This is a genomic window from Nonomuraea sp. NPDC052129, assembly GCF_040680095.1.
Taxonomy (GTDB): domain Bacteria; phylum Actinomycetota; class Actinomycetes; order Streptosporangiales; family Streptosporangiaceae; genus Nonomuraea.
Genome location: NZ_JBFAVX010000021.1, coordinates 1 through 26295 on the forward strand (window position 1 = coordinate 1; position 26295 = coordinate 26295).

Annotated in this window: 25 protein-coding genes and 1 pseudogene; 16 read left to right on the forward strand and 10 right to left on the reverse strand. The window is 65.5% G+C overall.

Translation table 11 applies throughout. The features are described 5' to 3' along the window. Positions 1-960: 960 nt before the first annotated feature. Positions 961-1305 carry a hypothetical protein gene (locus AB0L53_RS35950; protein WP_364003764.1) on the reverse strand — a complete coding sequence of 115 codons (345 nt, stop codon included), beginning with the start codon at positions 1303-1305 and terminating at the stop codon, positions 961-963. Positions 1306-1430: 125 nt separating this feature from the next. Between AB0L53_RS35950 and AB0L53_RS35955 the strand changes: the two genes are divergently transcribed. Together AB0L53_RS35955 and AB0L53_RS35960 are read left to right on the forward strand one after the other, a co-directional pair. Continuing rightward, positions 1431-2645 (forward strand): helix-turn-helix transcriptional regulator, encoded by a 1215-nt coding sequence (locus tag AB0L53_RS35955; protein WP_364003767.1) that lies wholly within the window; start codon positions 1431-1433, stop codon positions 2643-2645. A gap of 30 nt (positions 2646-2675) precedes the next feature. Continuing rightward, on the forward strand, positions 2676-3152 hold the full coding sequence (locus AB0L53_RS35960; RefSeq protein WP_364003770.1) for an NUDIX hydrolase: 477 nt from the start codon (positions 2676-2678) through the stop codon (positions 3150-3152). A gap of 295 nt (positions 3153-3447) precedes the next feature. On the opposite strand, the gene AB0L53_RS35965 is transcribed toward AB0L53_RS35960, so the two are convergent. After that, positions 3448-5895, reverse strand: a complete 2448-nt coding sequence (locus tag AB0L53_RS35965; RefSeq protein ID WP_364003773.1) for a caspase family protein — start codon at positions 5893-5895, stop codon at positions 3448-3450. A 167-nt stretch (positions 5896-6062) separates the two neighbouring features. Further along, entirely contained in the window at positions 6063-6551 is a 489-nt protein-coding gene (locus tag AB0L53_RS35970; RefSeq protein ID WP_364003776.1) for a plasmid replication, integration and excision activator, read from the reverse strand. A gap of 228 nt (positions 6552-6779) precedes the next feature. Here AB0L53_RS35970 and AB0L53_RS35975 point away from each other — a divergent pair, with 228 nt between their 5' ends. Continuing rightward, complete coding sequence (locus tag AB0L53_RS35975) at positions 6780-7568, forward strand: hypothetical protein (RefSeq protein WP_364003779.1); 789 nt, start codon at positions 6780-6782, stop codon at positions 7566-7568. A 58-nt stretch (positions 7569-7626) separates the two neighbouring features. On the opposite strand, the gene AB0L53_RS35980 is transcribed toward AB0L53_RS35975, so the two are convergent. Then, positions 7627-8319: a GntR family transcriptional regulator gene (locus AB0L53_RS35980; RefSeq protein ID WP_364003782.1), complete on the reverse strand. Its 693-nt coding sequence runs from the start codon at positions 8317-8319 to the stop codon at positions 7627-7629. Between the two features lie 642 nt (positions 8320-8961). On the opposite strand from AB0L53_RS35980, the gene AB0L53_RS35985 reads away from it, so the two are divergent. Both AB0L53_RS35985 and AB0L53_RS35990 read left to right on the forward strand, forming a co-directional pair. Next, positions 8962-9798, forward strand: coding sequence for a hypothetical protein (locus AB0L53_RS35985; protein WP_364003784.1), 837 nt, complete (start codon positions 8962-8964; stop codon positions 9796-9798). 14 nt (positions 9799-9812) lie between these two features. Next, positions 9813-10250: a hypothetical protein gene (locus tag AB0L53_RS35990; protein ID WP_364003786.1), complete on the forward strand. Its 438-nt coding sequence runs from the start codon at positions 9813-9815 to the stop codon at positions 10248-10250. Between the two features lie 29 nt (positions 10251-10279). Here AB0L53_RS35990 and AB0L53_RS35995 read toward each other — a convergent pair whose 3' ends face one another. After that, positions 10280-11395 (reverse strand): hypothetical protein, encoded by a 1116-nt coding sequence (locus tag AB0L53_RS35995; protein ID WP_364003789.1) that lies wholly within the window; start codon positions 11393-11395, stop codon positions 10280-10282. Between the two features lie 383 nt (positions 11396-11778). On the opposite strand from AB0L53_RS35995, the gene AB0L53_RS36000 reads away from it, so the two are divergent. After that, the gene (locus AB0L53_RS36000) at positions 11779-12081 is read left to right on the forward strand and encodes a hypothetical protein (protein WP_364003791.1); all 303 of its coding nucleotides are present in this window, start codon (positions 11779-11781) and stop codon (positions 12079-12081) included. Positions 12082-12758: 677 nt separating this feature from the next. On the opposite strand, the gene AB0L53_RS36005 is transcribed toward AB0L53_RS36000, so the two are convergent. Together AB0L53_RS36005 and AB0L53_RS36010 are read right to left on the reverse strand one after the other, a co-directional pair. Beyond that, on the reverse strand, positions 12759-13280 hold the full coding sequence (locus AB0L53_RS36005) for an ATP-binding protein (protein ID WP_364003794.1): 522 nt from the start codon (positions 13278-13280) through the stop codon (positions 12759-12761). 941 nt (positions 13281-14221) lie between these two features. Further along, positions 14222-15676, reverse strand: a complete 1455-nt coding sequence (locus AB0L53_RS36010; protein WP_364003797.1) for a multicopper oxidase domain-containing protein — start codon at positions 15674-15676, stop codon at positions 14222-14224. Here AB0L53_RS36010 and AB0L53_RS36015 point away from each other — a divergent pair. Next, positions 15648-15827 (forward strand): hypothetical protein, encoded by a 180-nt coding sequence (locus tag AB0L53_RS36015; RefSeq protein ID WP_364003800.1) that lies wholly within the window; start codon positions 15648-15650, stop codon positions 15825-15827. The two genes, AB0L53_RS36010 and AB0L53_RS36015, sit on opposite strands and share 29 nt — an antisense overlap. 878 nt (positions 15828-16705) lie before the next feature. On the opposite strand, the gene AB0L53_RS36020 is transcribed toward AB0L53_RS36015, so the two are convergent. Beyond that, positions 16706-17584: a potassium channel family protein gene (locus tag AB0L53_RS36020; protein WP_364003803.1), complete on the reverse strand. Its 879-nt coding sequence runs from the start codon at positions 17582-17584 to the stop codon at positions 16706-16708. A 278-nt stretch (positions 17585-17862) separates the two neighbouring features. Continuing rightward, the gene (locus AB0L53_RS36025; RefSeq protein ID WP_364003806.1) at positions 17863-18591 is read right to left on the reverse strand and encodes a LysR family substrate-binding domain-containing protein; all 729 of its coding nucleotides are present in this window, start codon (positions 18589-18591) and stop codon (positions 17863-17865) included. Positions 18592-18646: 55 nt separating this feature from the next. On the opposite strand from AB0L53_RS36025, the gene AB0L53_RS36030 reads away from it, so the two are divergent. The 9 genes and pseudogenes from AB0L53_RS36030 (at position 18647) to AB0L53_RS36070 (ending at position 23887) form a co-directional block, all read left to right on the forward strand. Then, complete coding sequence (locus tag AB0L53_RS36030; protein WP_225289020.1) at positions 18647-19018, forward strand: DUF5997 family protein; 372 nt, start codon at positions 18647-18649, stop codon at positions 19016-19018. Positions 19019-19098: 80 nt separating this feature from the next. Then, on the forward strand, positions 19099-19941 hold the full coding sequence (locus tag AB0L53_RS36035) for a sugar nucleotide-binding protein (protein WP_364003809.1): 843 nt from the start codon (positions 19099-19101) through the stop codon (positions 19939-19941). A 354-nt stretch (positions 19942-20295) separates the two neighbouring features. Next, complete coding sequence (locus tag AB0L53_RS36040) at positions 20296-20640, forward strand: hypothetical protein (protein WP_364003812.1); 345 nt, start codon at positions 20296-20298, stop codon at positions 20638-20640. A gap of 318 nt (positions 20641-20958) precedes the next feature. Further along, positions 20959-21293: pseudogene (locus AB0L53_RS36045) on the forward strand (transposase); the annotation flags it as partial. Between the two features lie 154 nt (positions 21294-21447). Next, positions 21448-21612 (forward strand): hypothetical protein, encoded by a 165-nt coding sequence (locus tag AB0L53_RS36050; protein WP_364003814.1) that lies wholly within the window; start codon positions 21448-21450, stop codon positions 21610-21612. A 167-nt stretch (positions 21613-21779) separates the two neighbouring features. Next, entirely contained in the window at positions 21780-22061 is a 282-nt protein-coding gene (locus AB0L53_RS36055; protein WP_358545090.1) for a hypothetical protein, read from the forward strand. Beyond that, the gene (locus AB0L53_RS36060) at positions 22058-22351 is read left to right on the forward strand and encodes a hypothetical protein (RefSeq protein ID WP_364003817.1); all 294 of its coding nucleotides are present in this window, start codon (positions 22058-22060) and stop codon (positions 22349-22351) included. Before AB0L53_RS36055 ends, AB0L53_RS36060 begins: the two co-directional genes overlap by 4 nt. After that, positions 22348-23238: a hypothetical protein gene (locus AB0L53_RS36065; RefSeq protein ID WP_364003820.1), complete on the forward strand. Its 891-nt coding sequence runs from the start codon at positions 22348-22350 to the stop codon at positions 23236-23238. Before AB0L53_RS36060 ends, AB0L53_RS36065 begins: the two co-directional genes overlap by 4 nt. 205 nt (positions 23239-23443) lie before the next feature. Further along, on the forward strand, positions 23444-23887 hold the full coding sequence (locus AB0L53_RS36070) for a hypothetical protein (protein ID WP_364003823.1): 444 nt from the start codon (positions 23444-23446) through the stop codon (positions 23885-23887). Positions 23888-23942: 55 nt separating this feature from the next. Here AB0L53_RS36070 and AB0L53_RS36075 read toward each other — a convergent pair whose 3' ends face one another. Next, positions 23943-26231 (reverse strand): hypothetical protein, encoded by a 2289-nt coding sequence (locus AB0L53_RS36075; RefSeq protein ID WP_364003825.1) that lies wholly within the window; start codon positions 26229-26231, stop codon positions 23943-23945. Positions 26232-26295 lie beyond the last annotated feature (64 nt).

The window sequence follows — 26295 nt, forward strand, 5'->3', positions numbered from 1 at the left end:
CGGCGGTTACGCACCGCAACCCAGCCCATATCCGCCAGATTCGAGCTGGTGGAAGCCTTGAAGGGCGTTACACCACTGGTTCCTCACGTACACCTTTCCCGCTCGTTAACCAGGCCCGCACCGTCTGGCAGTACCGGCACGTCCTGACGTTGTCGAGGCTGCTCCCACCCTCACCCACGACTCCGGGATCAGGCTGCCTCCCACTTCGCACGACCTGCTACGACAGGCCGTCGGCGGAGCCCTTTCATCTCCGCACGGTCATACAGCGCCTCGTGGCGCACGCCGCCCCGCTTCCGGTGCTCGGGCCTGGAGGCCCTGCGCTCCGGGTCGGGTTGCCATCGATTCACCCGGGTTGCTGCCTATGGTGGTGCCCGGCGTGGCGCAGGGCCGTTTCAGACCGACCCGCGAAGAGACCTCTGCTTCTTGTTCCCTAGCCTGGTCTCCGCTTGCAGGTTCGCAGCCAGTTCATCCAACGTTGCCCCGCAACGGACGTTGGACTGCCCGCTTGTACGGGGAACGGACTGTTTCCGAATGGCCGCCCACCCTGCTGCCATGTCGTGAACGTGCCACTCCGGGTACTCGGCGATCAACTTCGCCAAGGTCATGGGCACGGTTGGACTCCGGCGACCGGCGTACAGAGTGGCTGAGTCTCTCGGAGTTGGGCGTAGCGGGGAGCGATTCGGTGGGCGGCCCGAGTGGGCTCGGTGAGTGGGTGCCAGGCGTAGGTGACTCGCTGTCGTCTCGCGTCCCATGCTGATCGCCACCAGTACCGCCCGCCGTGACACCAGACGACCGGTCCGACCCAGACGGACACCAGCGCAAGCGTGCCACTGCGCAGGATCTCCTTCACCGTTCCGCGCTGCCCCAGCAGCAAATCGCCAACGGCCCGAGTGCGAGCGGGACTGTGCAGCATGGCCACGATCTCGACCCGACATCCTAACTTTTCGCGAGTCTCCTTCACTAAGGGCTCGCTTCCGTGGATTCCGGGCGCAGACTGCGGATCGTCACCGAGAGGGGGTGGCGTCGCTGAAGGTCCGCGTAGCGGAAGGCGACCCGGCGCGCGGCTCTCGACGGTTCGATGGCCGGATGGCGGGCGTATAGCACCCGTTTGCGGCGGTCGTCCCAGTCTGCTCGCCACCAGTACCAATCGCCGTCGCACCAGACGACGAGCCCGACCCACACGGACACCAGGCTCAGGCCATAGCCGTCATGCACGTCTGCGGATACGCCATGAGCGGCGAGGGCGTCGGCCAGGGCATCGGCGGCGTGCTTCTCTGGCGTGGGGTGTCGGTTCTGCGGTTGCATGAGTGGCCTCCCATCACGTACGGCAGTGACGTAGCGTGACGGTATGTGCCGGCTGAGCTTCTAGGCCGGAAGGAAATTCAGGGGTCCGTCGTAGGCATCCGATGAGGATGAAGTGCATGCGAGGAATGACCAGCAATCTGTCCATCGGCCAGCGCGTGGCTTGGTATCGGCGACGGCGTGGGATGTCTCAAGACGTACTGGCCGGGCTGGTGGGACGGACCACCGATTGGCTGAGCAAGGTAGAGAACGACCGCATCACCTTGGACCGTCTGTCCGTCATCAAGTCCCTGGCGAGCGTGTTGGACGTGTCCCTCGGTGATCTGCTGGCCGAGCCGCACCTGTTCGAGTGGACGGACGGAAGCGGCGATCAGACCATCCCCGCGCTGCGAGCCGCGATCACCGACTATCGGCAGCTCTCGCCGATGGCCGGGCTCGTGGAGAACGCGGAGCCCTCCGGGCAGGCCGACCTGCGACGTGCCCTTGCCGAGGTGTGGCGGGCGTACCAGGGCGCCCGGTACAGCTACGTGATACGGACTCTGCCTGGACTCCTCGGGGAGGCGCATCATGCCGCGCGCGTTGCGAACGGTGACGCGCGCATGGCGGCATCGGGAGTGCTTGGGCAGGTCTACCACGCCGCTGCCAGCATCCTTAGCAAGGTTGGTGAGGCTGATCTCGCGTGGATCGCCGCCGAGCGCGGTCTGTCCTTTGCACGGGAGTCCGGTGATCAGCTCGTTACGGCCTCCTTGCTTCGCTCCGTGACCCACGCGCTTCTGTCCAACGGCCGTTACGAGGCAGCTAAGCAGCTCACTATGGACGCCGCCGACCTGCTGTCTCCTGACCTCCCGCACGCCACGGCTGAGCTGCTTTCGGTGTACGGCACGCTGTACCTCGCTGGGTCGATGGCGGCGGCGCGAGACGAGGACCGCAGCACGACACGCGCGTTCCTCGCCGAGGCACAGGAAGCGGCGGTGCGGCTCGGCAGTGACGCCAACCATGTCTGGACCGCGTTCGGGCCGACGAACGTCCGTATCCATCAGGTGGCCACGGCAATCGAGCTGGGAGACATCCAGGTGGCTGTGGAACTCGGGCCGAAGCTGGATACCAGCGGGCTTCCGATCGAACGTCGCGCTCGTCATGGCCTGGCCGTGGCGCATGCCTTGAGCCTATGGAACCGTACCGACGACGCGATGGCCGCGCTGTTGGAGGCCGAGACCATCGCTCCCGAGCAGGTGCGCCATCACTACCTCAGCCGCCAGCTCACGATGTCGTGGATCAGAAGGCAGAAGGGCAAACCCAGTTTCCAACTCGCAGCTCTCGCCCGGCGACTGCACATCGTGTGAAGGCAGTCCCTGTGGCGTAAGGTCGGGGCTGTGAACGATCAGGAGGCTCCGCCGTTCGCCCAGGCTCGTGCCGCCGCCGGTGCGCTGTTCTTCGATGACAGCGGTCGTGTGCTTCTCGTCCGTCCTACGTACAAGCCCTCCATGGACATTCCGGGCGGATACGTCGAGCCGGGGGAGACCCCGTACGAGGCGTGCGTTCGAGAAGTGCAAGAGGAGCTAGGCATTCAGCCGGCCATCGGTCGCCTCCTCGTGGTCGATTGGGCGCCTCTCCCTAAGGAGGGCGACAAGGTGCTGTTCGTGTTCGACGGAGGCACCTTGGACGGCGAGTTGCTCAAGCAGATCAGGTTCGTGGACAACGAGCTGAGCGCCTATGCGTTTCATCCCGTCGGGGAACTGGACGGTCTGTTGATCGAGCGGCTTGCTCGTCGTCTCAAAGCCGCAGCCACTGCCCGCGAGCTTGGCAAGACCGTCTATCTGGAGCACGGCCAGGCCGTTCCCACTGAGTGACTATCTGAGTGACAACGGCCCGGGACGAGCGTGGACAGCTGAGGATCTGCCCGGAACGTTCGGCGAGGTGGGACCCCGAATCACCCGAGGCCCCACCTTCTCGCGGCGAGCCTTACAAGCGAGGGGTCACTGGTTCGAACCCAGTACCGCCCACCTGTGAGAAGGCTCCGCTCGTGATCATGAGCGGAGCGCCTGCGGGATGGGAGACATCGTCTCCTGGCTGAGGGTGCGGGAGGACGGCCTGCTCACTGCGCGGGCCGTACCCCGCCTACGCCTCCCCTGGTCACTCAGGACATCATCCTGAGGTTGCGCTCACCCGCGCCCGTTCCGGCGCTCGCTCGAGGTACGCGGCAGCACCCGCCAACGCCGCCGCGATCAGCATCACCACCAGGAACGCCGGCCCGGTCGGCACCAGCGCGAAGTTGCGGATCAAGCCCGCGATCACCATGAATTGGACGCCGGCCAGCAGTTCCAGCCGGTCGTGCGTCACCTGGGACTCCACGACGAACAACACCAGCAGGACCGGGAGATACGCGGGTACCCACGAACTTCCCGGACTGTCGCCGCTCGGGAGACTGAGGACGCCGAAGGCGACCAGAACCGTGGCCGTCATTCCCAGCACGATCGACTGCCAGGCTCTTTGCCGCCCCGAGTCCAGGCTCACGCGGACAACGAGCGCGCCGATGAGGACCAGGATTGTCATCGATCCGGTTGTCGGGGGGTCCGCCTCGGCCACCGGGATGGGAATCATCAGATCGATGACCGTCGCTGTCACTGCCAACAGGCCGGCGACGGCCGCGACGACCCTGGCCGTGCCCTTCAGGGCCAAGGCCATCTCCACGAGCACCACCAGCAGGATGAGCACCGTGCCCATGAGAGTCATCAGCACCTCGAACGGGGCTTGCAGGCGAGCGATCGCGATGATCTGGGCGAACAGGCCCACGTGGAGCGCGGCCAGGCCGGCCGCGGCACCCAGTATCACCGTACGTGGCCGGCCTTCTCTGAGCAGGCCGACCACAATCGCGGTGCCCACGAACAGCATGAACCACGTCGGATCGACGCCGCCTCGCAGCCATAGGTATCCGATACCGGACTCGCGAGCCATCGGACCGACCAGCAGGAGCAGCGCGGACAGGAAGGCGAGGGCGCGCAAGGCCAGAGTCCACGGGCGACGCCGACTCGCGAAGGTGTCTCGGGGAACGACCTCGTCTTCGTCTCGCCGCACGAAGGATCGCCGGTCGAGTGCCGACTCGGTTGTGGGAGCGGGCGTCACGGACTCCCTGGCGGGCCGATCGCCTGCGCCCTTCGCGGCCACCGCCGATGATGACGGTCGTGGTACTGCCGGCGGAACATCGATAGGAGTGAAAGGCGAGGCAGGGGAGTGTGCCTGCGTGTCGGTGCCGAGGGCCTGCGCCGCGGCGGCCGAGACCATCCGGCTGTCGTCGTCGGCCAGCCTTTCCAGCGTCAGCCGGGCCGCCAAGGCCAGACCTGCGTGGCGACTGCGCCGCAGCCGGGCCAGCGTATCGATCGTACCGGCCCTGATATCCGCGATCGGATGGTCGACGGCCTCCTGGAGCTCGGGCGGCAACGGCGCCGGCCGATTCACGGGCCGGCTGCGTCGCGCGATGACCAGGTCCCCCTGCACGTCGAACGTCCACTTGCCCGGTGTCTGCTTGGGCGTGCCGGTTCGCACCTTGTCGTAGACATAGTCGTACAGCTCGTGGATGCCCACATAGCCGTCCTGGTCACGGTCGGCGTCGCCCGTCTCGAGCCCCTCCACGAGCGCGCTGGTGAACACCGAAGGCGACGTGTCCCGGGCATCGGCCAGTTCGGGTCCGTCGAAGGCGTACTCCAGAGCGTTGGAGGCGGTGATGACCACCCGCCCGCGCCCGCCGAACTGCTCCTCGACATGGAGGTCCGAGCCCGCCCGTGAGAGTGAGCCGCGCCCGAACGCGCCCGCGTAGCAGCAGTCGAGCAGCAACACGATGCGTCGGCATCGGCTGCGGCTCATCAGCCGGTTGACGAACTCGGCGGACACAGCGGTGGCGCCGAGGCGGTTGAGCTTGGTGCTGGGGGTGGCGAAGTACAGCTCGCCGTTGTCGTTCTTGACCCCGTGGCCGGAGAAGTGCAGCAGGAGCAAGTCGTCGGGGTGCCGGTCGGCGAAGAATTCCTCGACAGCCTCGTTGATGACAGCGGTGGACTCGTTCAGCATCGTACGTACGTCGAACCCGCCGATGGCCGCGTCCCCGAGCACGCCGGCCAGTGCTTCCGCGTCGAGGGCCGGCGCCCGCAACCGCCGCAACCCGGGATCACCGTACTCGTCGCTGGCCACGATCAACGCCACACGCCGACCTGCCGGCGGAGGTGTGCCCGGCTGCCTACGGTGTAACCACACGTCGATGAGCTCGCGTTGCTCCTTCGACGCGATTCCAGTCACCTCTAGCACGTCACCCTCTACGTCCAGCTTGACCGAACGGTGCTGGTTGCGAGAGAGCCAGGCGGTCACCGCGTTCACGATCGTGGCGAGCACTTCCGTACCTGCCAGCCCGATCACCAGTCCGCCGAGCGTGAACGTCAGGTCCCCCCGGGCGCCCTCGGGAGCTTCCGCCCCTTCTTCGGCGCTTACCACCACGTCCAGTCCCAGCAGCTCGTCCTTAAGGCTGGCAGCGGCCTGGTCCAGGTCCTGCGCATCGGCGGCGGTGTCGGTCATCTGAACGCGCAGCCGGATCGTCTCACCCGTCATGAGCCCACCCCGCGGAGACAGGACGCCTCAAGCAAGGCGTCTTACGCATAATAAGCATTTACGCGACGGTGAGTCACGGTTGATGCTCATTGGGTTAACTACTTGAAGGAAGGTGGGTCCGCGTGCAGCCCCGCTCGCTGGCGACATGCCTCATGCGTCATAAGAGATCATTCCCCTTGACCTGCGAGAAGAGGGCCACAACCCAAGATGGCCATCGCTGACCAGGTGGCCGCCTTGTGCGAGCGCATCGTGTAGGACTCGCGTTCCGCTGTCGAAATCCGTCTCTCCATGTCAGCTGGTTGTCGACCCTTGATGGAGTAGGCGAGGCGACCGTTGCCGTTGACGTACGGCGTGACCGAGATGGCGTCGAACTCGACGGGCGTGAACGGCAGCCCCGGGATCGGGGACGGCGGCACCGGCTGGACCGGCGCGAGGACCTTGACCGCCACCGTCTTCTGAGCGGGCTTGAGGGCCGGGTCACCGTCCATGACCGCGACCTGCCAGACGAGCTCTGCGGTCTGCTTGTCGCGGGCCTGCACGAACCGGCCTTTGGCGGAGGCGTCGAAGTCCTTGACGGGCTCGACCTCGCCGACGATGTAGCAGCCGTGCGGGAAGACCATGGCGAAGGTGACTGGGATGGGGCCTTGCAGAGCCAAGGCTTTGCCTCTCTTAACTGACAGTCACTTAACCTACCAAGCGATGCTCTAAGATTTAGGCAACTCAAACTTGCTAGGTCAAGTGACGTCGTCAATGTTGTTCGGTAAAGACTCGCGCAGGGATAGCCACCTTGGTGGCGTTTGCCAGTTTTCTTCCCTTTAGCGCATGGAGCGTGATCTTGTGGGTGGAGCTGAGGATGTGAGGTTCGCCCGTCAGGCGCGGCTGGGATGATCGTGGGCATGCCGACGGATTGGTCAGGCCTTGAGCACGCCTACGGTGCCGCGACCGACCTCCTGCAACTTTTCGAAGAAGTCGGAGATCCAGAACTGGCTCCCAATGCCTGGCATGAGCTGTGGTCCAGTCTCTGTCATCAAGGGACGGTGTACCCGGCCAGCTTTGCCGCCCTGCCCGTCCTGGCGGATATCGCCACCGGTCGTCTGCCGGGTGATCAGCAGTCGGCGAGCGCGTTGGCCGGTCAGATCGTCAATGGGGAACGGCAGCTTCACCGGCCGGGATACTGCCGTGAGCGCTACCCGGCCGCGATCGACGAGTTGCACCGGATGATCCTGCGTCACCTGACGGAGGAGCCGTTCGAGGGCGATGGACTCGACTATCTATATCCGCTGGAGGGACTCCTAGCCTTTGAGGGAGTGCCGGTGTGGAGCGAATGTCTGCTCCCCAATCTCCACGACGTGATCTGCCCGTCCTGCTCAGAGTCCCTGGAGATCGACCTCTACCAAGGCTCCGACCTCGGCACTCGCCGTCGCGACCCACGCACGAGCGTGCGCAAGCTCACCTTCAAGGGCCCGCCGCTGACCAATGTCCGCCCGGCGGCGCCTGCAGACCTACAGCCGCTGGCCTCCCGGCTGTATCGCATGGCCGTCAAGGCCGGGCAAGCTGAGGCTGCCGAGCAGCTGACCCACCTGTTCGGGCGGACGACGTGCCCGAACTGCGAGGCGGACTTGTCTGTGCCAGAGCAGATCGAAGCCTCTTTTCATAGCAGTCCGAGTCCGTAAACTGCCTGACGCTTCACGTAGCCCGCTTGTGGCGGCCCGGAAAGCCAGCGACGGCTCCTCACGTGACCGGGTAGGCGTCTTCCAGTTCGTGACGATCGGCCGGAAGTAGCACCTCTACCACGGCCAGAGGACGGCCGGAGGCATTCCGGACGGCACCGAACACGGCCAGGAGCGGCACGTTCTTCGGCATGCCGAGCTGCTTGGCTTCCTGAGCGGTGGGCATGCGCCCGGTGATCTGCTCCACCACGTGATCGAAGCGCACTCCCTTGCGCGACTTCAGATGCTCACGGATGCCCTCCCGCAATGGCTCACCGCTGGTCAGGTCGGTTCCCTCCGACAGCTCCAGAGGCAACCACAGCGACACCAGCTCAGTCGGCTCGCCATCGCGCACGATGAGTCGCCGGCGGACGAATACTCTGCTCTTGGCCTGCACGTCGAGGAGAACGCCGACCCTGTTCGGAACGGCCACCGCGCCAACTTCAACGACCTCGCTCGCGGAGTCGCTCTCCGGCTTGGTCAGGTACGCCTGTCCGGGGCGCTTCTGCTCCATGGAGGCCATCGCCGGGCGGCCGCGTACGAAGCGGCCTTTGCCCTGCTGAGACTCGATCCAACCCTGCTCACGCAGCACGCGAAGGGCGGCGACCACGGTGGGACGGGAGACGCTGAACTCTTGGATGAGCTGGTTCTCGCTGGGGAGCATCGTGCCCGGTGGGTAGTCTCCCGCCTCGATGCGCCTCTGAAGAGTGTGCACAAGCTGCGCATACTTAGGCGGCACGGACTCTAGCGACATCTTGACCGTCCAACAGCCGACAGGTTGTTTTACTAAGTTTGAGCGTATCCGGCTCGTCGCTGACTGTCTACGTAGTTGCCGACAGCAGGAGCCGAACGCGAGAAGTCTGGCAGGCAGTGCAGTGACCGGGGCGGGAAGGTTGCCACGGGGGCTGCCACTGCATCTGCCTGCCGGGGAAGGCGCGACGAGACCAGACCACGGCCCCCACCCCCTCCGGAAGGGACCAAGCCCGCCTCGCCGCGCCCGTCATCACCTGGCGATGTACTCAGCCAGGACGTTCGCCGCACCCTCCACATCACTGGTCGGGTGCCGCCTTTCGGCATCTGATCTCTGTCGGTGTCGCCGATGAGGAGCGCACGGCGCGAGTCGCGCAGCTTGATCCCGCGTCCCCGGCAGCCGGGGCGGGGCGACGTCTTGCTTGTCTCGTCTGGCCGGATCACCGTCGCCATCTCCTCGTTCATCCGGCGTTCCCTGTGGCGGGAGGCCGCGTGACGTACCGTGGTTGATTGATGACAAGTCCACCGGCAACCGCGTCTGAGCAGGACCCCTGAACGGCCCCCTTGTTTCCCCTTTCGAGCCCCCAGCCGGGAGGAAGGCCCGCAGATGCCCGACTACATCCCGAACGTTCGCCTACGTGCCTGGCGCAACCAGGAGATGCTCAACCGCGCGCAGATGGCCGAAAAGATCAATGCCACGCCCATTGGTGTCGCACAAGGGTTGGCCTGCGACGAGGAGCGGATCCGGCGCTGGGAAGCAGGCGAAGTCAGGTGGCCGCGCACCGAATACCGGCTCGCGTTGACCCAGTTGACAGGGAAGGCGCCGGAAGATCTCGGGTTCTCCCAGGGGAGGCAGAACGAAAGCCGCCTCATCGAGGCCCGCGTGATCCCCGCCGACGCCCTTCGCGCCGAGGCCGACCTGTACGGCACCATGGAACTCGCCCAGCAACTCCAGGCATCCGACGTCGGAGCCGGAACCCTGGAGGCCCTTGCCGAGGCCGTCGATCTCCTGTGCCGCGCCTATCCCGTCGTGCCCGCAGGCACCCTACGCGATCGCACCCAGAAGCGGCTGGCGCAGATTAACCACCTGCTTGCCGGACGCCTCACCTTGGACCAGCACCGCGAACTGCTCCTGACTACCGGCTGGCTTACTGCCCTGTTGGGCTGTGCCCACTACGACCTGGGGAGAGGGAAGAGGCCGAAACGGCCCGACGCGCCGCCTTCGAAATGGGCCGCCAGGTCGGACACGGCGAACTCATGGGATGGGCACACGAGATGTCAGCTTGGTTCGCCCTTGTCGAAGGCCGCTACGAAGACGTCGTCACCGCCGCCCGCATGGGCCAAGCCGTGGCCGGCACGAGCAGCGCCATGGTCCAACTCACCCTGCAAGAGGCTCGCGGCCTGGCCCGCATCGGTGACCGCCGCGAAGCCGACCGTGCCCTGACTCGCGGAGCTGAGGTGCTCGGCAACCTGTCCATACCCGACCACCCAGACCACCACTTCGTCTTCGACCACGCCAAGTGGGTCTTCTACGCCGCCACCTGCTACACGTGGCTCGCTGATGACGATCGGGCTGAAGAACATGCCCGCGAAACCATTCAGATGCACACTCGACCGGACGGTACGTCCAACGCTCCCATGCGTGTGGCAGACGCCCATATAGATCTCGGCATAGTTCACGCCCGGCGTGGCGATCTCGACGTGGCGGTTGCTGAGGGTCTGGCCGCGTTCGACATCGACCGACGCTCCCTTACGGACTTGGTCAACCGCGCAGGAGATCTGAACCGGGTTCTACGGCAGCGCTACCGCCGCGAAGCGCTCGCAGAGGAGTTTCATGAACGGTTTGTCACAGCTCGTGGAGCTCTCACCAGTCGACGCCCGGAACTGCTCGATTGATCTTAACTCTGGAGTATCAGTTAGTTGTTCTAGTGCAGGCCTTCTAGGGTATCTCCGGCTCCAGGATCGGGATCTTGCGAGTCGTACTCATAGTCATATTCATAATTAGGGTCTGAGTGGCGCAGTTTCCATGAGTAGTAGTTAGTTCGCGCCTCGTCAGAGTCCATTTCTATGAGATCGGGATCTAGAGGTTCGAGGTCATCTAGGTCCGAGGGGCTCAGGTACTTCAGATCGCTAGTATCGACATCTTGAGCGATCTCGTAAGGTATATAGGTCGGCAAGTTTGCTGCCTTAAGCTCGTCAGAGCCTGATAGGCGGAGATCACATGAGCCGCAAGCGAAAATTTCGCCCCTCAGAACGAATGGCCGTTTCTCGTCCGGCCTGACTGGTTTGGAGTCCAGGTCACTGTCTCTTGCTATGTCGAGCCTGCCGGCGTAGACCGATCCGCGGTTCGGGCATGCTGGGCATGCGTGTTCTATTCGTTCCAGGCCGTAGGTCGATTCGCCTGAAGGGCGAACCTGTCGTGCCATCAGTACTACTTCATGTTGATCCTCGGGAAAGAGTCTCAGTAGTGACTCTATGCGATCGCGCGCCTGCGAGATTCGATATCGAACCATTCTCGCAATCTCATCCAACGATTCGGTTATTAGCGAGTCCACGAGATCTTTATGTGGTCCCCAGTGTTGATCTCTCGACGAACCAAGTGCATCGCAAAGTTTATCGCTGAAACGTAGGTAGGCGGCAAATGATTCCCTGTTCTCGTGCCTGTCGAGGTGGCCCATATGTATAACACCGTCTCTCACATTAATCAGTTGCCTGATCGGTGCCTCTGGTGCTTGTGGTTTCGGTAGCAGTAGCTGTGCGCGCTTAAATGCATCCCATCCGCCAACGGTCCGTAGATGGTTTGGCTTCTGAATCATGTGTCCATGTCCAGTAAGAAGCACTAGAGAATCAAAGGGGCCATTCTTGAGATCCGCCAATAGGGCGGGATTTAGGCTGCACAAATATGCCTTACACAGATGTTCGAGGCTGACGGCTGCATTCAGTAGCACAACCCTTATGTCGCTGCGTACGTAGGCGTCCAGAGCTCGCCTTGCGAAGTCCACCGCGGACGCATGAAGTTCCTTGTGATCCATGGTTGTCACGCTGGAGACGTTAGCGACGGCAGTGAAGAGCCGTCTAGATCTTTGTTGAGCTCAAGCGACTGTGGGGGCAGCACCTGGCTGCGCAGCCTCGCGCGTTGCTACCTTGCCGAGTTGTTCTTATGAAGATCAAGCGGCGGCGCGGCGCGCCGCCGTACGCCCCGCGCCGCCGTCCCGCGCTGCGCATGCGGCCTGAGGGCCGTTCTCGCGCGAGCGCCGCGCGGGGCATCGCCGTACGGCGACCCCGCCGTACACCCCAAACCCACCGACCAGGCGCCGCACCGCCGCACAGAGCCGGCCCTACGTCCGCACCATCCGCCCAGACTTCCGGGCCAAGGATCGACCTGGAATGATCAGGCCCGGATGAACCTACCTAAGGACTACTTATGGCTACCAAGCTCCTCGCGTTCGTCGCCTTCTTGCTGATCGGCTCAGGCGTACTTGCTGGCCTGATGCCTGTTACTTCGGAAGGTGAGGCATGTGGTTCTGCATTCATTACTGCCTCTCTCCCTGATTACTTAACGGATGAGACTCGTAACTGGGCAGTAGAAAAAATGGACTATATGAACAGATGCAAGGATGTCCGAAACCTTGTTCAGATTCCCGCCACCGTCTTGATTGCCGCAGGGGCAACCACCTTGATTGCTGCCTTCTTCTCGCGGAGAACAGTCTCTATAGCGAGAAAGTGACCGACACGCTGTCGCACTACTGTCATCACGAGCAGCAGCAAAGTGCAGCAGTCGCGCCACACGACAACGGCCGTGAGTGACCGCTTTCGACTGGCTTAACCAAGCGCCCCTGACCGAACGCTCGGGCCGGGGTTGCCGCGCTGCCTCACAGATGCAGCCCTCACGATCGCCATTGCATGGCTGGCCGCCATACCTGCTTGGGGCGATCGACGATCCAGGGTTCGTTCCTCACCCTGGCTCACCGGAGAACGTGGCTGATCCGCAGGCTCCGGGGGCGGGGGACGATCGTGGCTGGCTCCGCCTCGCGGGATATACGCGGGATAATCTTCCCTGGTGGGGGAAAGGTGGGAGTCGTACCCGGAGGTCAGAGGCCTGATGAAGCAGGAACGTAGACCCGCTGTAAAACCGTCGGCAGTTCGCCCCCTGCGGGTGGATCGCCTGTAGGGGGCGCCGGGTTCGCTTCCGTGCCATCTGCGTGCCGCAAGGCCGTGCCATACCGTGCCAGATCTCGCAAGCGAGCGCCACGTCAGAGGCATGATCACCGTGCCATCACTCGCGCCATTGGCTCGCGCACGCGAGTTTCGACGAGATTGACCTGATCAGTCGTCGTTCAACTGGGCGTCAGCGGCTATCTTGTCTCGCTGGGCGTACCGGCGTGCAAGGACATCAGCATCCTCCTACTCCGAGAGTTTCCGGTAGGTTGTTGGCCGTCCTTGGCCCCCAAGTTGCTCGACGAGCCCCCTCGATCTCAGTTCGCGGAGTGCCTTGCGGATGTTGGGTGCGGACAGGTTCAGTTCCTGCTTGAGGTCAGCGACACTGCGTGTCCCGGCCGCCAAGGTGTCGTAGACGCGTAGCTCCGTCTCGTTCAGGTCGTCGCCCGGGCGGATGACGGGAACTGCCTGCCGCCGTAGGACGACAGTGAATCGGATGGCGGCGTCGATGTAATGCGCAGGTGGAAGCCCGGCCTCTGCCATGGCATCGGCCACGATTGGAATGCCGGTTGCCAGCACCTCGATCACTCGCGCGCCTGTTTCTGGTGTGCGAGCGTGTTGACGGATCGCAACGAGTCGCGCATTGCGTGCTGAGGTGACGGCATCCCGGCCGAGCCGATCGACCGTGATGCCGTACAGGCCGCCCGGGTTGGAGACGATCAGCCGGTCACGACGGAGGCGGACTCCACGGCCATGCCAGCCGACCAATGATCGAGGTCGCGATGGAGAAGAGCGTTCGCGATGATCTCGCGAAATGCGATGTATGGCTAGGCGGGCCGATCACGAACAGTCCCGTCCGGCGCCGACACGACGCTGGTGTCAAAGGTTCGCCGTGCCCAGTTCAGGGCCTCTTCCATCATCCGTGGAATAGCCCCAGTGATCGTTGTCTGGTTCCGAGCCCGCGATCCTACGGGATCGGTCGGCAATGGCTCTGCCGAAGCCTGGATGACGAAGCGCGGAAACCACTCCTGTGGGTGAACCCCCAAAGCCAACACTCCTACGACGGTCGGAGCGCCGTCGGGCAGAGTAACTCCAGCACGCCGCAGCAACTCGGCATCGTCAGGAAACCGGCCCAGACCGTGGGGATCCCGTTCGCGGACCGAACGTAGGAACGCTGCGACAAGGTCGCTATCCAGGTCCTCGCGGGTGGCGCCTGTCACGGGCTGCCGGTCGAAGAGCGGCGGCTTCCGGGCGGCAAGGAATGCCTGTTCTTCCAAATCCGACAATGGGAAGTCCCCGTCATACCCTGTCGCCTCCGGCTGCTGCGGAGACGTGCGACCAACTCGTTCACGCTCTGGCTCAGGCAAATGTAACCATGCGCTGGTTACATTTGCTCGGGTTCTGGTTACATTTCGTCCTGTTCCGATTCGGCGCCGACAGACGCGTTGCCACCGAGAGAGCCCGGCACCCCGGAGCCGACTGTCCGAGCATCGCGCGGCCTGACGAGTTCCCTGATCGACGTGATGCCGAGGCGCTCCCCATCCGGTTCGTCACGGCGCCCGCCTTACTGCACTGCCGCAGGCGGGGGGGCTCCAGCTCCGGGCAGGCCAGGAAAGGCGTGCGCCGGTTTAACACCTGATTGCCTTTGTAGCGCGTCGTGAGACTGGGAGAACCCGGTGGCCTCCAGGCTGGAGGCCACCGGGTTCTTTCTATGGCCGGCGTATCAACTCGTCGAGTTGGACCTGGTCGTGGACCAGCGGCAGTTGGGTTTGCGGCTTGTTGCCGATCACCAGCGGCCGCATCATCTCGATTGCGCCGCCCGTGCTCGCTCCGTCCTCGTGGGACATGATGTGGCAGTGCCAGACGGATGACCCACCGACGGTGAACTTGCTCGCCCAGACGGTGATGAAGTCGGGCGGGGACACGAACGTTTCCTTCGGGCCGCTTTCGTAAGGAGCCGGTGGCACGAACTGTCCGATCTCCAACGGTACCTGGTTGCCGGTGTCAGGGTCGGGGTCGCTCCACTTGGTGACGGGCCAACGGCCGATCAGCCGCATTTCGACGAGATGCAGATGGATCGGATGAGCGTCTGGGCTGTGGTTGCGCATGGCCCATGCCTCGGTCGAGTTCAGCCGCGGTGTCTCGGTGGCCGTGTCGGCCGGCCCGTAGTTCAGCAACTGGACCTTGTCCCCGAGCTGCGGGGCGCCGGGGATGACCTCACCGGCCTGCACGGTCCGCAGTCTGGCTTTGGCGAGGAGGGCGGCGGGTGGGAGCTGGTTGTTGGTCTCCGGCAGCGTACGCGGAACTCGGGAGCGGTCTGGCCAGCGGGTCGAAGGGCCGACGTCGAACCGCATGAGCTGCGGAATCCCAGCCCCGGTGGGATCGACGCCATCCAGCGCGCCGAAGGGCGCCGGAGCGTTGTTGGCCAGCACCCAGTTCTGTGAACGGTGGCCGGTGAAGTCGATGACCACCTTGTACCGTTCGCCTGGGGCGACAAGCAGCTCGGTGACCACAGCGGGGTGAAGCAGGTAGCCAGAGTCACCGGCCACCACGGTCATCTTGGGAGCAGAGGCCGTCGAGCCGCTGGTTTGCCTCAGGCTCAGGCGGTAGAAGCGGGAATCTGACCCATTGATGAAGGTAAAGGTGTACCGCCGCGGTTCCACCGTCTGCTTCGGCGCGACGATACCGTTGACCACTGGGAGGTCGCCGAAGAATTCGGGATCGGCGTGGCTGTAGCACAGCGTCTTGTCGGCGTTGAAGGACTTGTCCTGCAGCACGTAAGCCTTGGCGAAGGCGTCGGTGGGCAGGCCGAATTGGCGCTCCCGCCGGTCGGTGTTGGGGATGAACCCTGCCAGCCCCTCGTACGCGTGGTACGAGGTCTGCGCGTCAATGTGATCGTGGTACCACAGGGGTGCTGCGGCCTGGTTGTTCGGATAGTGCTGGGTCTGCGAGCCGCCGGGTGGGACTTCCACTCCGATGGGGGCGGGTGCTCCGTCGCTTTCTGGCCGCTGCAGGCCGCCGTGACGGTGCAGAGTGAGCCTGTTGTCGTTGTTCGGCTGGTCGAACGGGAATATCTGGGTTCCCGCCGCCGGCAAGGCGTTGATCACCTTCACGTCGACCGGCCGGTTCTCTCGCGTGACGATCGTCGGGCCGAGGAAGTTCATCTCGACGTCACCGCCACCGTCACCGCCACCGCTGCCGCCGTCGGCGCTGCTGCTGGCGCTGCTGCTGGCACTACTACTGGCGCTACTGCTGCTACTGCTACTACTACTGGCGCTGCTGCTACTGCCGCCTCTGCCACCGGAAGCGCTGTAACCCAGTGTGGTTACTTCAGGCCAGTCGTTCGCTGGAGAGAACGAATGCCTACCCACGTGGGCGGTGAGGGTGTAATGGTCATGGCCGTAGCGAGTGTTGTCAGGCGTCGCCACCTTCGGCTGCGGGACCTCATCCTGGTAGAACTCCACCTCCGGAGATGGGCCGCATGGTGTGGATGGCTGTGCGGCTTGCCGGGTCGAGAATCCGGCGGCAACTGGCGGTCCGGCCCAGACCGGTGACCCGGTGCCCGCCATCGCCACGCTGGTGAGCCCCATCACCAGACTCACCCGTAGCGGACGTTTGGCAGGTCGCCTGACCTGTAGACGCGCTGTCGTGTTGAGCAAAGTGCTTCCCCCGTAGACGCGAGCATGTCCTGCGTTCCGCAGAACTTCGGTGGCGGCCGCTGATCGTCGGGCCGCGTCGCTGATCTGATTTTGGGCAAGTGGCAGGCGCGGCGGGTCCACGCAACGCCGGGGGAGCGTGAGTGACCTACGAGACTTGACTGTCTTGGTGCCGCCCTTTCGCCGGATGGATCGCCAGACGTAGACCGCGAAGTCGTCTTGCTCCCAGCCCGCATGCGGTCGCCGCTCTGTTCCGCCTGTGCGAGGACGGTGAACCTGTTGGGGTCGGCAAGACCTCCGTGGCAGGAGAGATCTTCGGTCAGTTGATCGCAAGAGACATCTCGCCCGCTGTGTCGACATTGTCGTCCGCCGACTCGTGGCCGAAAAACAGAAACTGCTCGACAGGGGTCGCCCGACGGGAAGCGGACTTCTCGCGGGATGCGCTGTCGCGCCCAGTGCTGGAACTTGCCGACGGCTCTGACAAAGAGCGATGTCGTGCGTAAGCACCGACGGTCGCGAGCTTACCGGGCAGAGCGCTCAGGCCCCGGTGAGGGCGCGACCGTGGTCGGCCGCGTACGCGGCAAATACCTCCGCGGGTGTTCCATCCGTGTGGAGGAAACGCTGGTCAATGATGGTGGCAAGGTCTTCCAGCGCGCCAGCGAGCAGGGCGGCCATCAGACGCACATCTGCCCGTCGGGCTGCCTGCCCGCGCTGGGCGAGGTGAGTGGCATAGCCGATCGTGGCCGCCAGAGACGAGTGGTCCTCACCGTCATGGAAGTAGTACGCCTCGGCGTACTGGGTGAAGTCGATACGGACGCGGACCACCTCGGTGGCCAGGCTTGCCAGCAATGATGCACCTGCAGCGCAGTCGAGCTGCTGCATGGAGTGGTCCGATCGGTACAGCAGTGCCAATCGGATCGCGAGCACCCGTCGGCGGGTCAGCGTCGGATAGATCTCCAGCACCCAGGAGACGGTGGCCGTCAGGAGGACGAAGCCGATGACGGCTTCCAGGGGCGAGGCCACGCGGAGCCAGCCTTCGGCGGGCACGATGTCTCCGAGCCCGAGGGTGGCCACCATGACGAGCGACAGATAGACGGAGTTGAGCAGTTCCGGCTCCTGCGACAGTGCGGAACCGGGCGCGAAGGCGAACGCCTCCGGCATGTGGGGCCAGTAGACGATGGCCCAGCCCAGGATGATGGTGACGGCCCACATACCCACCACCGTGACCATGGCGAGCGGCCCGACGAGACCCACCACACGCCTGCGCGCTCGGAGATGCCGGGCCAGCTTCCACAACGCGGCCATGACGAGCCGGCTCAGACCTCCATGGCGGGTGGGGTGCCAGAGGGTGTGGAAAAGATCTCGTAGGGCGGCCATGATGAGCGTGGCCCCGAGCAGCGAGACCAACCACCCCATTCATCTCTCCCGCGGTGAGTGTCGTGTGGAGCGGCGAGGCGACCCGTGCAGCCAAGGCCGGAGTGATCTGCCGCCCGAGCCGGGCCGCGCTTGGAGCCTAGGCCGCAGGCACCGCTGGTGAACGCAGACTCGCCGTATCGCAGGTGTAACCAGGCTGTCCGAGTGGCAGAGCGAGTACGCGTCCACGAGATCGATGACGGCGAGGGGCAGCGTGTCGGCATGAGCCTGGAGGAGATCGCCGGGTGGCCGGGCCTCTCACCAGGTCACGGGGACGCAGGTCACCGAGGGCGGTTGCCTTTCCTTTTGCGGCCGGCCGGTACGGCCCGGCGGCCGGAGCCATTCTTGGCGGATTTCTGTGCCTGCCGCTGTGCCGGTTCCTCCGCGGGGGAGGCGGGCGTACGGCCTCGTGAGCTGTTCACTGTGCGGCCGCGGACGATGCCGATGAAATCTTCCACCAGGTCTGTGGTCGCGTCCTTGGGCCAGGCCAGCGCGACCTGAGACTGCGGCGCGTCCGGCACCGGCCGGTACGTGACGTCCCTGCGGTGGTGGAGGCGTGCCAGCGACTGGGGGACCAGGAGCAGCCCGGTGCCGGCCGCTACCAGCTCGACCGCGTTCGCCGTTGTGGGTGGGCGCGTGAACGCGGGTTGCCCGGGCCGGGTCGTCCACTCGATGGTGTCGTCCAGAGGGTGCAACACCTCGTCGTCGGTCAGGTCGGCGAGGGATACCTCGTCGGCGGCGGTCACCGCGTGGTCCTTGGGTACCACGACCACTGTGGTCTCCACGTAGAGAGGGATCACGCTGAGCCCGTCACGGTCGACCGGCAGCCTGACGAATGCGGCGTCGGCGCCGCCGTCCCGCAGGAGTGCCACCACCTCGGCGGCGGGAACCGCGACGAGGGTGATCGGCACGCCGGGCATCCTCTCGGTCCAGACGTTGACCCACTTCGCGGGTGTCACCCCGGGCACGTACGCCAGCCGGAACACCCTGCCGGTCTCCCCATCAGTCACTTCCACAGACTACCGATGTCAGGGGAACCCGTTCCGACTGACTACGCTTGGCGCCATGACCTCGTCCAAATCGAAGACCATCCAGACGATGAAGCCCGAGACCGCGGCCAAGAAGCTGGGTGTCCTCCTTTCGGCCACTCCCGCCGAGTTCCAGGCGGGTGTCGTCTCCAGGGACGAGCTGAACGAGTTGCAGTCGACGCCACCCGCCTGGCTCGCTGACCTGCGCCGCAACGGACCGCACCCCAAGCAGGTCGTCGCCGCGAAGCTCGGGGTCTCCATTTCCGGCCTGACCAGAGGCGGGATCACCGAACCGCTCACCACCGCTGAGATCGATGCGCTGAAAGCGGAGAACCCCGCGTGGCTGGAGCGCGAGCGGTCCGTTCAGGCCGAGGCCCGCAAAGAAGCACTCCGCCTCAAGCAACGCTAGACAATTTCCCTTTGGGGGGTACGGGCTCTTGTGCGTCCGGCGGGCGTCTGGGAACGACTGATCGGCTAGGGTGACCGGCCGTGAGGATCCTCATCGTCGGTGGTAGTGGGTTTCTCGGCCGTGAGCTGGCTCGGCAGTGTTCGCTGGCGGGGCACGAGGTTGCCGCGACGTATCTGACCCGATCTGGGGAGACCGGCGGCGTTGAGTGGGTGCCACTCGATGTGCGTCGGCGCGAGGACGTCGAGGTGCTGATCGGCGCCTTCCGGCCCGGGGTGGTCATCAACGCCGCGTACCGGCAGGCGGATTGGACGACCACCGCGATCGGCGCCGAGAATGTGGCTCTCGCTGTCTCCATGGTGGGTGGGCGTCTTGTCCATGTGTCCAGCGACGCGATCTTCTCCGGCGCCGCGATTCGTTATGACGAGACGTGCGTCCCTGACCCGATCAGCCCGTACGGCGCGGCCAAAGCCGCCGCGGAGACGGCGGTGAACGCGATCGTGCCGGGTGCGGTGATAGCCCGGACATCGTTGATCATTGGCGACGGTGACTCCCCGCACGAGGTCCTGGTGCATGCACTGGCCACCGGCAGGTCGAGCGGAGTGCTGTTCACCGATGACGTGCGGTGTCCCGTGCATGTACGTGACCTTGCTGCGGCGCTCCTGGAACTTGCCGCAGCTGAGTATCGCGGTGTCCACCATGTCGCTGGTGCCGATGCGGTGAGCCGATACGAGCTTGGGGTGCTCATCGCTCGTCGCGATGGCCTGGACGCGGACCAGTTGCCTTCGGGTCGGAGGGCGGACACCAAGTTGCTCGGTCCTCTAGACGTGCGCTTGGACTGCGCCATGACACAGCGGCGGCTGCACACCAAGTTGCGCGGCGCCCGGCAATTTCTAAGTGACGGTCAACCCTCCGGTGACGGCTGATTTCTGGATGGCGGGCAGCGGTGATCGCGACGTCAGCCTGAAAGGCGAGGTCTGGAAGGCGAGGTCTGGAAGGCGTGGGTGGCGGCCGGTACGCAGGTCGCCTGACGTCCCGAATGTTTCCACGGCCTCAGCCGTCGAGCAGCCGCCATGCGGTGAGGGCGAGCCTGGCCCGTATCAGCCCGGTGGGCTCGGTGAGTTCGATGTCCAGGGTCTTACGCATGGAGCTTCGCCGCTGCTGTCATCCTGCAGCTCATCGGCGCCCTCGCGGGCCTGGCGCCGCTGCCGGCTGTCGTCGAACTGGGCCGTACGTTGCTGTCGACCGGCCTGATCGACCCCGCTCATGTCCGGGCCATCATGATCACGGGTGCGGTAGGTCTGTTCGCCCGGCGGCTGATCACGGCCGCCTCGTCCGGACTAGGGCACCTTCTCGACGGCCAGGTGCAACTGACGTTGCGCCAGCAGGTGGCAGCGCGGCTGGGGCGGGTGCCGATCGGCTGGTTCTCCCGGCGCCGGACCGGCGAGCTGGCCACGGTGGTGGGGGACGTCAGTGCCCCTGGTGAACTGGCCTCCGCGTTCGTGGTGCCGTTGGTGTCGCTGATCTGCTTGTTCACTATCAACTTGCGGCTGACGCTGATCCCGGTGGTGCTGGCGGTGGCGCTGGCCCCTTTGATGGCGACCCCGGACTGGTCGCGCGAGTAGGAGGAGTTCGATGCGGCCTTGGGACGGATGCCAGTTCCGTCGTGGAGTTGGAGCAGGGGATCGCGGTGGTCAAGGCGTTCGGTGGGTCCGGGCACGCGGACAGCGCTGTTGCGCGGTATGTATCGCCGGCTCGGCGATCATCTGGCCCATTTGCCCCTTGGCCGGTACAGCGCCGACCGGGTCGGCGAGGTGTTCTTCATGGCCGGCCGCGGCCTCCTGCAGGTGATGAGCGTGGCGGCGCATCTGCTGGCACCGTCCATCTCCGCCTGTGTAATCCCCCTGACGATCGTCATCGTGATGCTCGCCTTCGATTGGCGCATGAGGCTCCCAACCAGGCGAACCACTCGGGTACTCCATGAGCGAGCGAAGCCGTACCCGAGCGACCTGTCCGACGCCCGCTGGGCTTTAATCGAACTTAACCGTTTGGCGCCAAGCATCGACTGGCCAGCCCGCCTCGGGTGAATTGTGGGGCGTCTTCAATGCGATCCTGTATATCAATCAAACGGGAATCGCCTGGAAATACCTGTCCGTCGTACAGCACCGTCTACGCCTACTACGCAGCCTGGCTGGACGAGTAAATCTTCGCCCAGCTCAACTACGAGCTGACCGGCCTGGCCCGTGTCAAACAAAGCCGCACGGCCGAACCAACCGCGTACTGGCCTGTGGTGATATAGAGACTCTGTGATCGAGGTCTCGGTTCGCTGACGATGCGGTCCGTGAGCGACGACAAACCGGAGGTCAGGTACGGCGCGCGGGCCGTCGGCCCCTGTGGACGTGCGAGATCGGGGCGCTGAGGTTATCCGGACGGTGCTGCGCAAAGCGGGACGGCGGGAGTTCAGCGAACGCCATGACGGGTTCGTCGTCGAGGGCGGGGACGATGCGGCGCCGTTCCTGATCGCCTGCACCGAGGAGGCCGAAGGTTCCGCGCCGGAGCTCACGCGGTATCGGGTCGATCCGGTGAAGGCCAGGTAACGAGTCGAGCCCGACCCAACGATGATCAGGTGCTACTGGTGTGGAATAGCTCGTGACCCGGTGGTCTACCTGGTGGCGTGGGGATCAGCGGGTACGGCGACGCTGGACGGGGTCGGCTTCGGCGGTGGTGCGGGTGGATAGACTCTCGAAGATCATAATTTGCGGAGGTGCAGGTGGACGAGCCGGTGACGGCGGAGGTGGGCGAGGACGGGCTGCTGGCCGCCCTCCACATCGACCCGCGGGCCATGCGGCTCGGCTCGACGGAGCTGGCCAGACGGGTTGTGGAGGTCGTGCGCGCCGCGCAGCGTGGGCACGAGCAGCCGCCCCGGGACTCCCCCGGCCTCGACGCACTCCTCCAGCGGCTGGACGAGTTGGAGGCTCAGGCGGACAGGGACTTCGATTACGTGAACAGCAGGCTTGACGACACTCTCAGGAGGATCACGGAATGACCGAGATCTCGACCGGGATCACGATCGACGCCAGCGGCCGGGCCTCCTCGGGCCGGGCGTTCGGCGCGCTGGCCGACGAGTACTCCGGGCTCGCCGGAGGGTGGGGCCGAGGCGAGACGCCGCTGCCGTACGAGGAGTTCTCGGTCGGCTACCACGAGCTCACGGCCGGCCTCCGCACCGCTTGCGAAGGGCTGTCCGGCTCGCTCGACCAGGCCGGAACGGGACAGGTCGCCATGGCCGCCATCAATACGAGCACAGAACTCGCCAACTCGCGTGGGCGGGACGTGTGACGGAACAGGCATTGGCGGCCGGGCTGGCGCTGCTCGGCGTCCCGCCACTGCCCGACCTGGACGGCGTCGACAGGCACATCGCCGATCTGGACGCGGCGGCCGCTCATCACCGGGAACTCGCCGCGGAGAGCGGACGCGCCCACCGGCTGGCCGGGGCAAACAGCGGGCCAGCCGCCGACGCGGTGGACGACCATGTGAACGGCCGCGACGGCATCGCCCTCACTGCGGGCGACCTCGCCGACCGCCTCTCCAACGTGGCCGGCATGTTGCGAGTCGCCAGGGAAACGCTGGTCTGGGTGGGCGGTCTGCTGGCCGGGCTGGCCGCTCTCGCTGTGGCGGCCGTCGCGTACGCGCCCCACCTGTTGCCCCGGCTGAGAGCCATCGCCGTCAGAGTCTCTGCCAGGCTGCGCGAGATCACCGCCCGCCTCGGGGCGCTGATGCGCGGCATGTCCAAGACCCTGACCAACCGCAGGGTCGACAGAGTCGCCGACCGCTTCCACGACGCGTGGCGCGCTCCGCGCAAGCTGCCCGGCGGCACGTACGAGCCGAGGGTGAAGACCACCAGCGACCCGGCCTGGATCAAGAAGCACGACACCGACCAGGTCGACATAGCCAACACGCGCTATCGCGACCTGCCAGCCGACTGGAAGCGCGAGAACCAGGAGTCCGCGCGCATCGGGGTACAGCTCGTCGATGAGGCGCGGACGAGCGGCGTGGACGTCAGAAGCGAGCGGTTCATGGAGGAGGCGAGCTCGGTGGTGCACGACAAGTGGCTCGTCCGCAACCGGGACTGGGCCCCCGAAGAGCAGCGCCGCCCCTACGAACTGCTCTCCGAAGCCGAAAAGGAGAAGGATCGCGACGTCATCCGTATGGTCCTCGGGATCTAGCGGGCCGGCCGCCATGGCGGCCGTTACGCCGATTTCTGGTGCATTTCCCTGCTCGGATCGCGCGCAATAATTTACCGTCCAGGCGATGGTGCGAAATTTATCGCCAAGCGGCCTTTGCAATTATTTGGCAATTGGCGAGTTATTTCGCGCGGTGAGGATAAGGGCGACTCGGGGGAAGTCGATCTCATCCAAAACTGGGGGACCCATGCCAGAGGTAAGCACGACGATCAAGAACTGGGAAAGCATCGCGTACAAGAAGCTCGGGCTGAACGTCATAGAGTTCGGCAAGCCCAGCATCAGCTACTGGGACAAGGGCGCGGCCGGCGCGTGGCTGTTCCTGGACGGCTTCACGGTGACACTGGACGGTCAGGTCTACAACGCGCACCTCACGATCACGAAGAAGCCGACGATGGACCCAAGCGGCTCGTCCTGGACCTACTGTCACGTAACCGTGGAACGGAAGGGCAAGAACCACGTCTTCTACGAAGTGGACGACGGCGGCGGCTTCACCACGACCCAGACGTTGCTCGACGGTGACGGCAAGCAGAAGAGCGCCAAGACCCACTACGCCAACGACCAGATCAACGACGCCACCCTGATGAACCAGCTCGAGCACGACGTGAGGCTGATCTTCACGCATCTCGCCTAGGTGGTCAGAGGCGGTCCCGGTCCCTTGACGGGAGCCGGGACCGCCGCCGAAGGCCTCAGTGCAGCTGGTCAGGGGCCGCCGTCAGGCCGTAATAGATGCGTGGGGCGCCGTCCAGTCGGACCTGGACCTTGCCGTCGCGGGCGGTGAGCAGCCGTTCCCTGCCGAGGCAGTCGAGCTCCCGCACCGAACGCCCGGCGGCGGCCACCTTCAGCTCCGTCTTGGTCGGCCAGTCGTCCACCCACGGTTCCGGCGCGGCGAACCACGTGGCGCCGGGCGCGTGATCGGTGTTGAGCAGGTACCCGTCCTTCCTGCTCCACAGGATCGAGACGGGTCCTTCGGGCGTGTCGAACAGCAGTCCCTTCAGGTCGGGGTCGGCCGGCTTCAGCCAGCGGATGAACGTCGCCCGGTCCAGCACCTGCGCGGCCGTGGCGTAGGCGAGCATGGACGGCTTGGCGCTGAGGTCGCGGTTCATGAGCCCGTAGTGGTACTCGGGGTTGGCCGGGTCGGCCATCTGCGGCTTGCCCAGGACGCTGTCGTGCAGCTGGTACCAGTTCACGCACTTCACCCCCTCGGCCATGGCCAGCGCCAGGGTGAGCAGGACGTTCTCCGCGGCCTGCCGGTAGGTGTCGTGCCACCAGCTGTTCGGCTTCGTGCAGGCGTAGGCCTCGGTCATCCACAACTCTTTGTGCCCGTACTCCGCGATCGTCTCGCGGGCCTTGCGCAGGCCGCCGAGGAAGTTCCAGTAGGAGCCGTTGGTGCCCTGCGTCCACTCTTCCGGAGGCGGCGCGTAGTCCGGGGTGAAGTTGCCCCGGCCCGGGTGGAAGGCGAACCCGTCGATGAGGTCCCAGCCGCCGGCGTCGTGGAAGTTCTTGGTCCAGATGTGATCCATGCCGGCCAGGCCGGCGTTGAGCACCTTGGTGGGCGCTCCCGCGGCGGTCAGCCGGTCGCGTACCGGGCGTAATCCATCCCGTACGTAGGCGGCGGCGGTCTCGCCGCTCATCCACGGCTTGTTCACCTCGTTGGCCACCTCGAAGTAGTCGGCACCCGACCCGATCGCCTTCTGCGTGTTGGTGTCGGCCCAGGCGGCGACCTCGGCGGCCGTTCCGTCCAGGGGGATCCCGGCGAGTTCGATGTTGTGACTGATCCCCGCCGCGTCGAGGGCGGCGGGCGGCAGGCCCGGCCCGCCGTCATAGGAGATGCGGACGCGCTGGATGCCTATGCGCTTCATCAATCCCACGACGGCGGCGGTGTCGGGCTTGAGCAGCCAGGGGTAGTTGGCGATGCCGAACATGCTGTCGGCGCCGGCCTGATAGGTGTGCGGCGGCAGGACGGCGAGGTTGGTGCGGGCGAACGCGCTGTCGGTGCCCGCGGTGGCGCGTACCTCGGTGAACACGATCCCGCGAGGTGGCGAGGTGACGGTGAAGGTCTGTCTCCACGCGGCTCCCGCCGCGATCGTGCCAGTTACGCTGCCGCCGGCCAGCGTCTTGCCGTCGAAGTCGCGCGCCCACCACGTCAGCTTCACGCTGCGGGCGGCGCTTCCGCCGTTGGCCACCTCCGCGTGCAGGGTCATGGCTTGGCCGCCGGCGTCCCAGAGGGAGAAGGGCTGGTCGGTCCAGACCTCCACGCCGAGGGGCAGGCCCGCGCCCATGGTGCCGCCCGCGGCCGGTCGCATCGAGCCGAGCACGAGGTCGGCCTCCGTCACGGCCGCGCTCGTGGTTCCGGTGCCGGGGGCGTGGATCCAGGTGGCGTTGGTCCAGGCCGGGGTGGTGGTGGCCAGCCGGAAGTAGGCGCGAGTGTCGGCCCAGGTCTCCTGATAGACGACCCCGGCATTGGTTTCGTACGGCACTCCGCCCCCGGCGTCGCGGTTCCACGTCGTCAGCGCGGCGAAGGACTCGGGCGCCGAGGGCGAGACGACGGCGCGGCCGAGCATGAAACCGGCCGGGATCAGCGTGGTCGAGCCGCCGATCTCCCAGCGGAGCTTCGCGCGGTGCGCCGCGACGCCGAAGACGCCGCGGACGGTGATTCCCCCGGCCGCGCTGGGGAGCGTGTAGTCGACCTGGATGGCCTGCGTGCCGTCCGGGAGCGTGACGAGCGACGGCGTTCCGCCGGTGGTGCGCTGGATGCCGGTGACGGAGTCCTTGGTCATGAACCCGGTGAGCCTGATCCGCTCGACGCCGCCGCCGTCGCGGACGCTGATGCCGCCGTCGGTGCCGGCGGTCAGCATGATGCCGTCGGCGGAGATCGAAGGGGTGTCGGCTTGGGCCGGTGCCGTGGGGAGCAACGCTCCCGCGAGCCCGGCGGCTACGGCTCCGCCGAGGAAGCGGCGTCGGGGGATGTCAGACATGAAGATCTCTTCCCTGTCGACCTAATGCGGATTAGGGAGATGTGTAGTACGGCCCGAACGAGAG

What these genes read in the sequence shown, in the direction of transcription:
- AB0L53_RS35975 (WP_364003779.1), top strand. Translation starts at nt 6,780, where the DNA reads ATGATCGTGGGCATGCCGACGGATTGGTCAGGCCTTGAGCACGCCTAC.
- AB0L53_RS35965 (WP_364003773.1), bottom strand. Translation starts at nt 5,895, where the DNA reads ATGACGGGTGAGACGATCCGGCTGCGCGTTCAGATGACCGACACCGCC.
- AB0L53_RS36020 (WP_364003803.1), bottom strand. Translation starts at nt 17,584, where the DNA reads ATGGGGTGGTTGGTCTCGCTGCTCGGGGCCACGCTCATCATGGCCGCC.
- AB0L53_RS36070 (WP_364003823.1), top strand. Translation starts at nt 23,444, where the DNA reads ATGCCAGAGGTAAGCACGACGATCAAGAACTGGGAAAGCATCGCGTAC.
- AB0L53_RS35955 (WP_364003767.1), top strand. Translation starts at nt 1,431, where the DNA reads ATGACCAGCAATCTGTCCATCGGCCAGCGCGTGGCTTGGTATCGGCGA.
- AB0L53_RS36010 (WP_364003797.1), bottom strand. Translation starts at nt 15,676, where the DNA reads ATGAACTTCCTCGGCCCGACGATCGTCACGCGAGAGAACCGGCCGGTC.
- AB0L53_RS35950 (WP_364003764.1), bottom strand. Translation starts at nt 1,305, where the DNA reads ATGCAACCGCAGAACCGACACCCCACGCCAGAGAAGCACGCCGCCGAT.
- AB0L53_RS36030 (WP_225289020.1), top strand. Translation starts at nt 18,647, where the DNA reads ATGACCTCGTCCAAATCGAAGACCATCCAGACGATGAAGCCCGAGACC.
- AB0L53_RS35985 (WP_364003784.1), top strand. Translation starts at nt 8,962, where the DNA reads ATGCCCGACTACATCCCGAACGTTCGCCTACGTGCCTGGCGCAACCAG.
- AB0L53_RS36040 (WP_364003812.1), top strand. Translation starts at nt 20,296, where the DNA reads ATGATCACGGGTGCGGTAGGTCTGTTCGCCCGGCGGCTGATCACGGCC.
- AB0L53_RS36075 (WP_364003825.1), bottom strand. Translation starts at nt 26,231, where the DNA reads ATGTCTGACATCCCCCGACGCCGCTTCCTCGGCGGAGCCGTAGCCGCC.
- AB0L53_RS36000 (WP_364003791.1), top strand. Translation starts at nt 11,779, where the DNA reads ATGGCTACCAAGCTCCTCGCGTTCGTCGCCTTCTTGCTGATCGGCTCA.
- AB0L53_RS36060 (WP_364003817.1), top strand. Translation starts at nt 22,058, where the DNA reads ATGACCGAGATCTCGACCGGGATCACGATCGACGCCAGCGGCCGGGCC.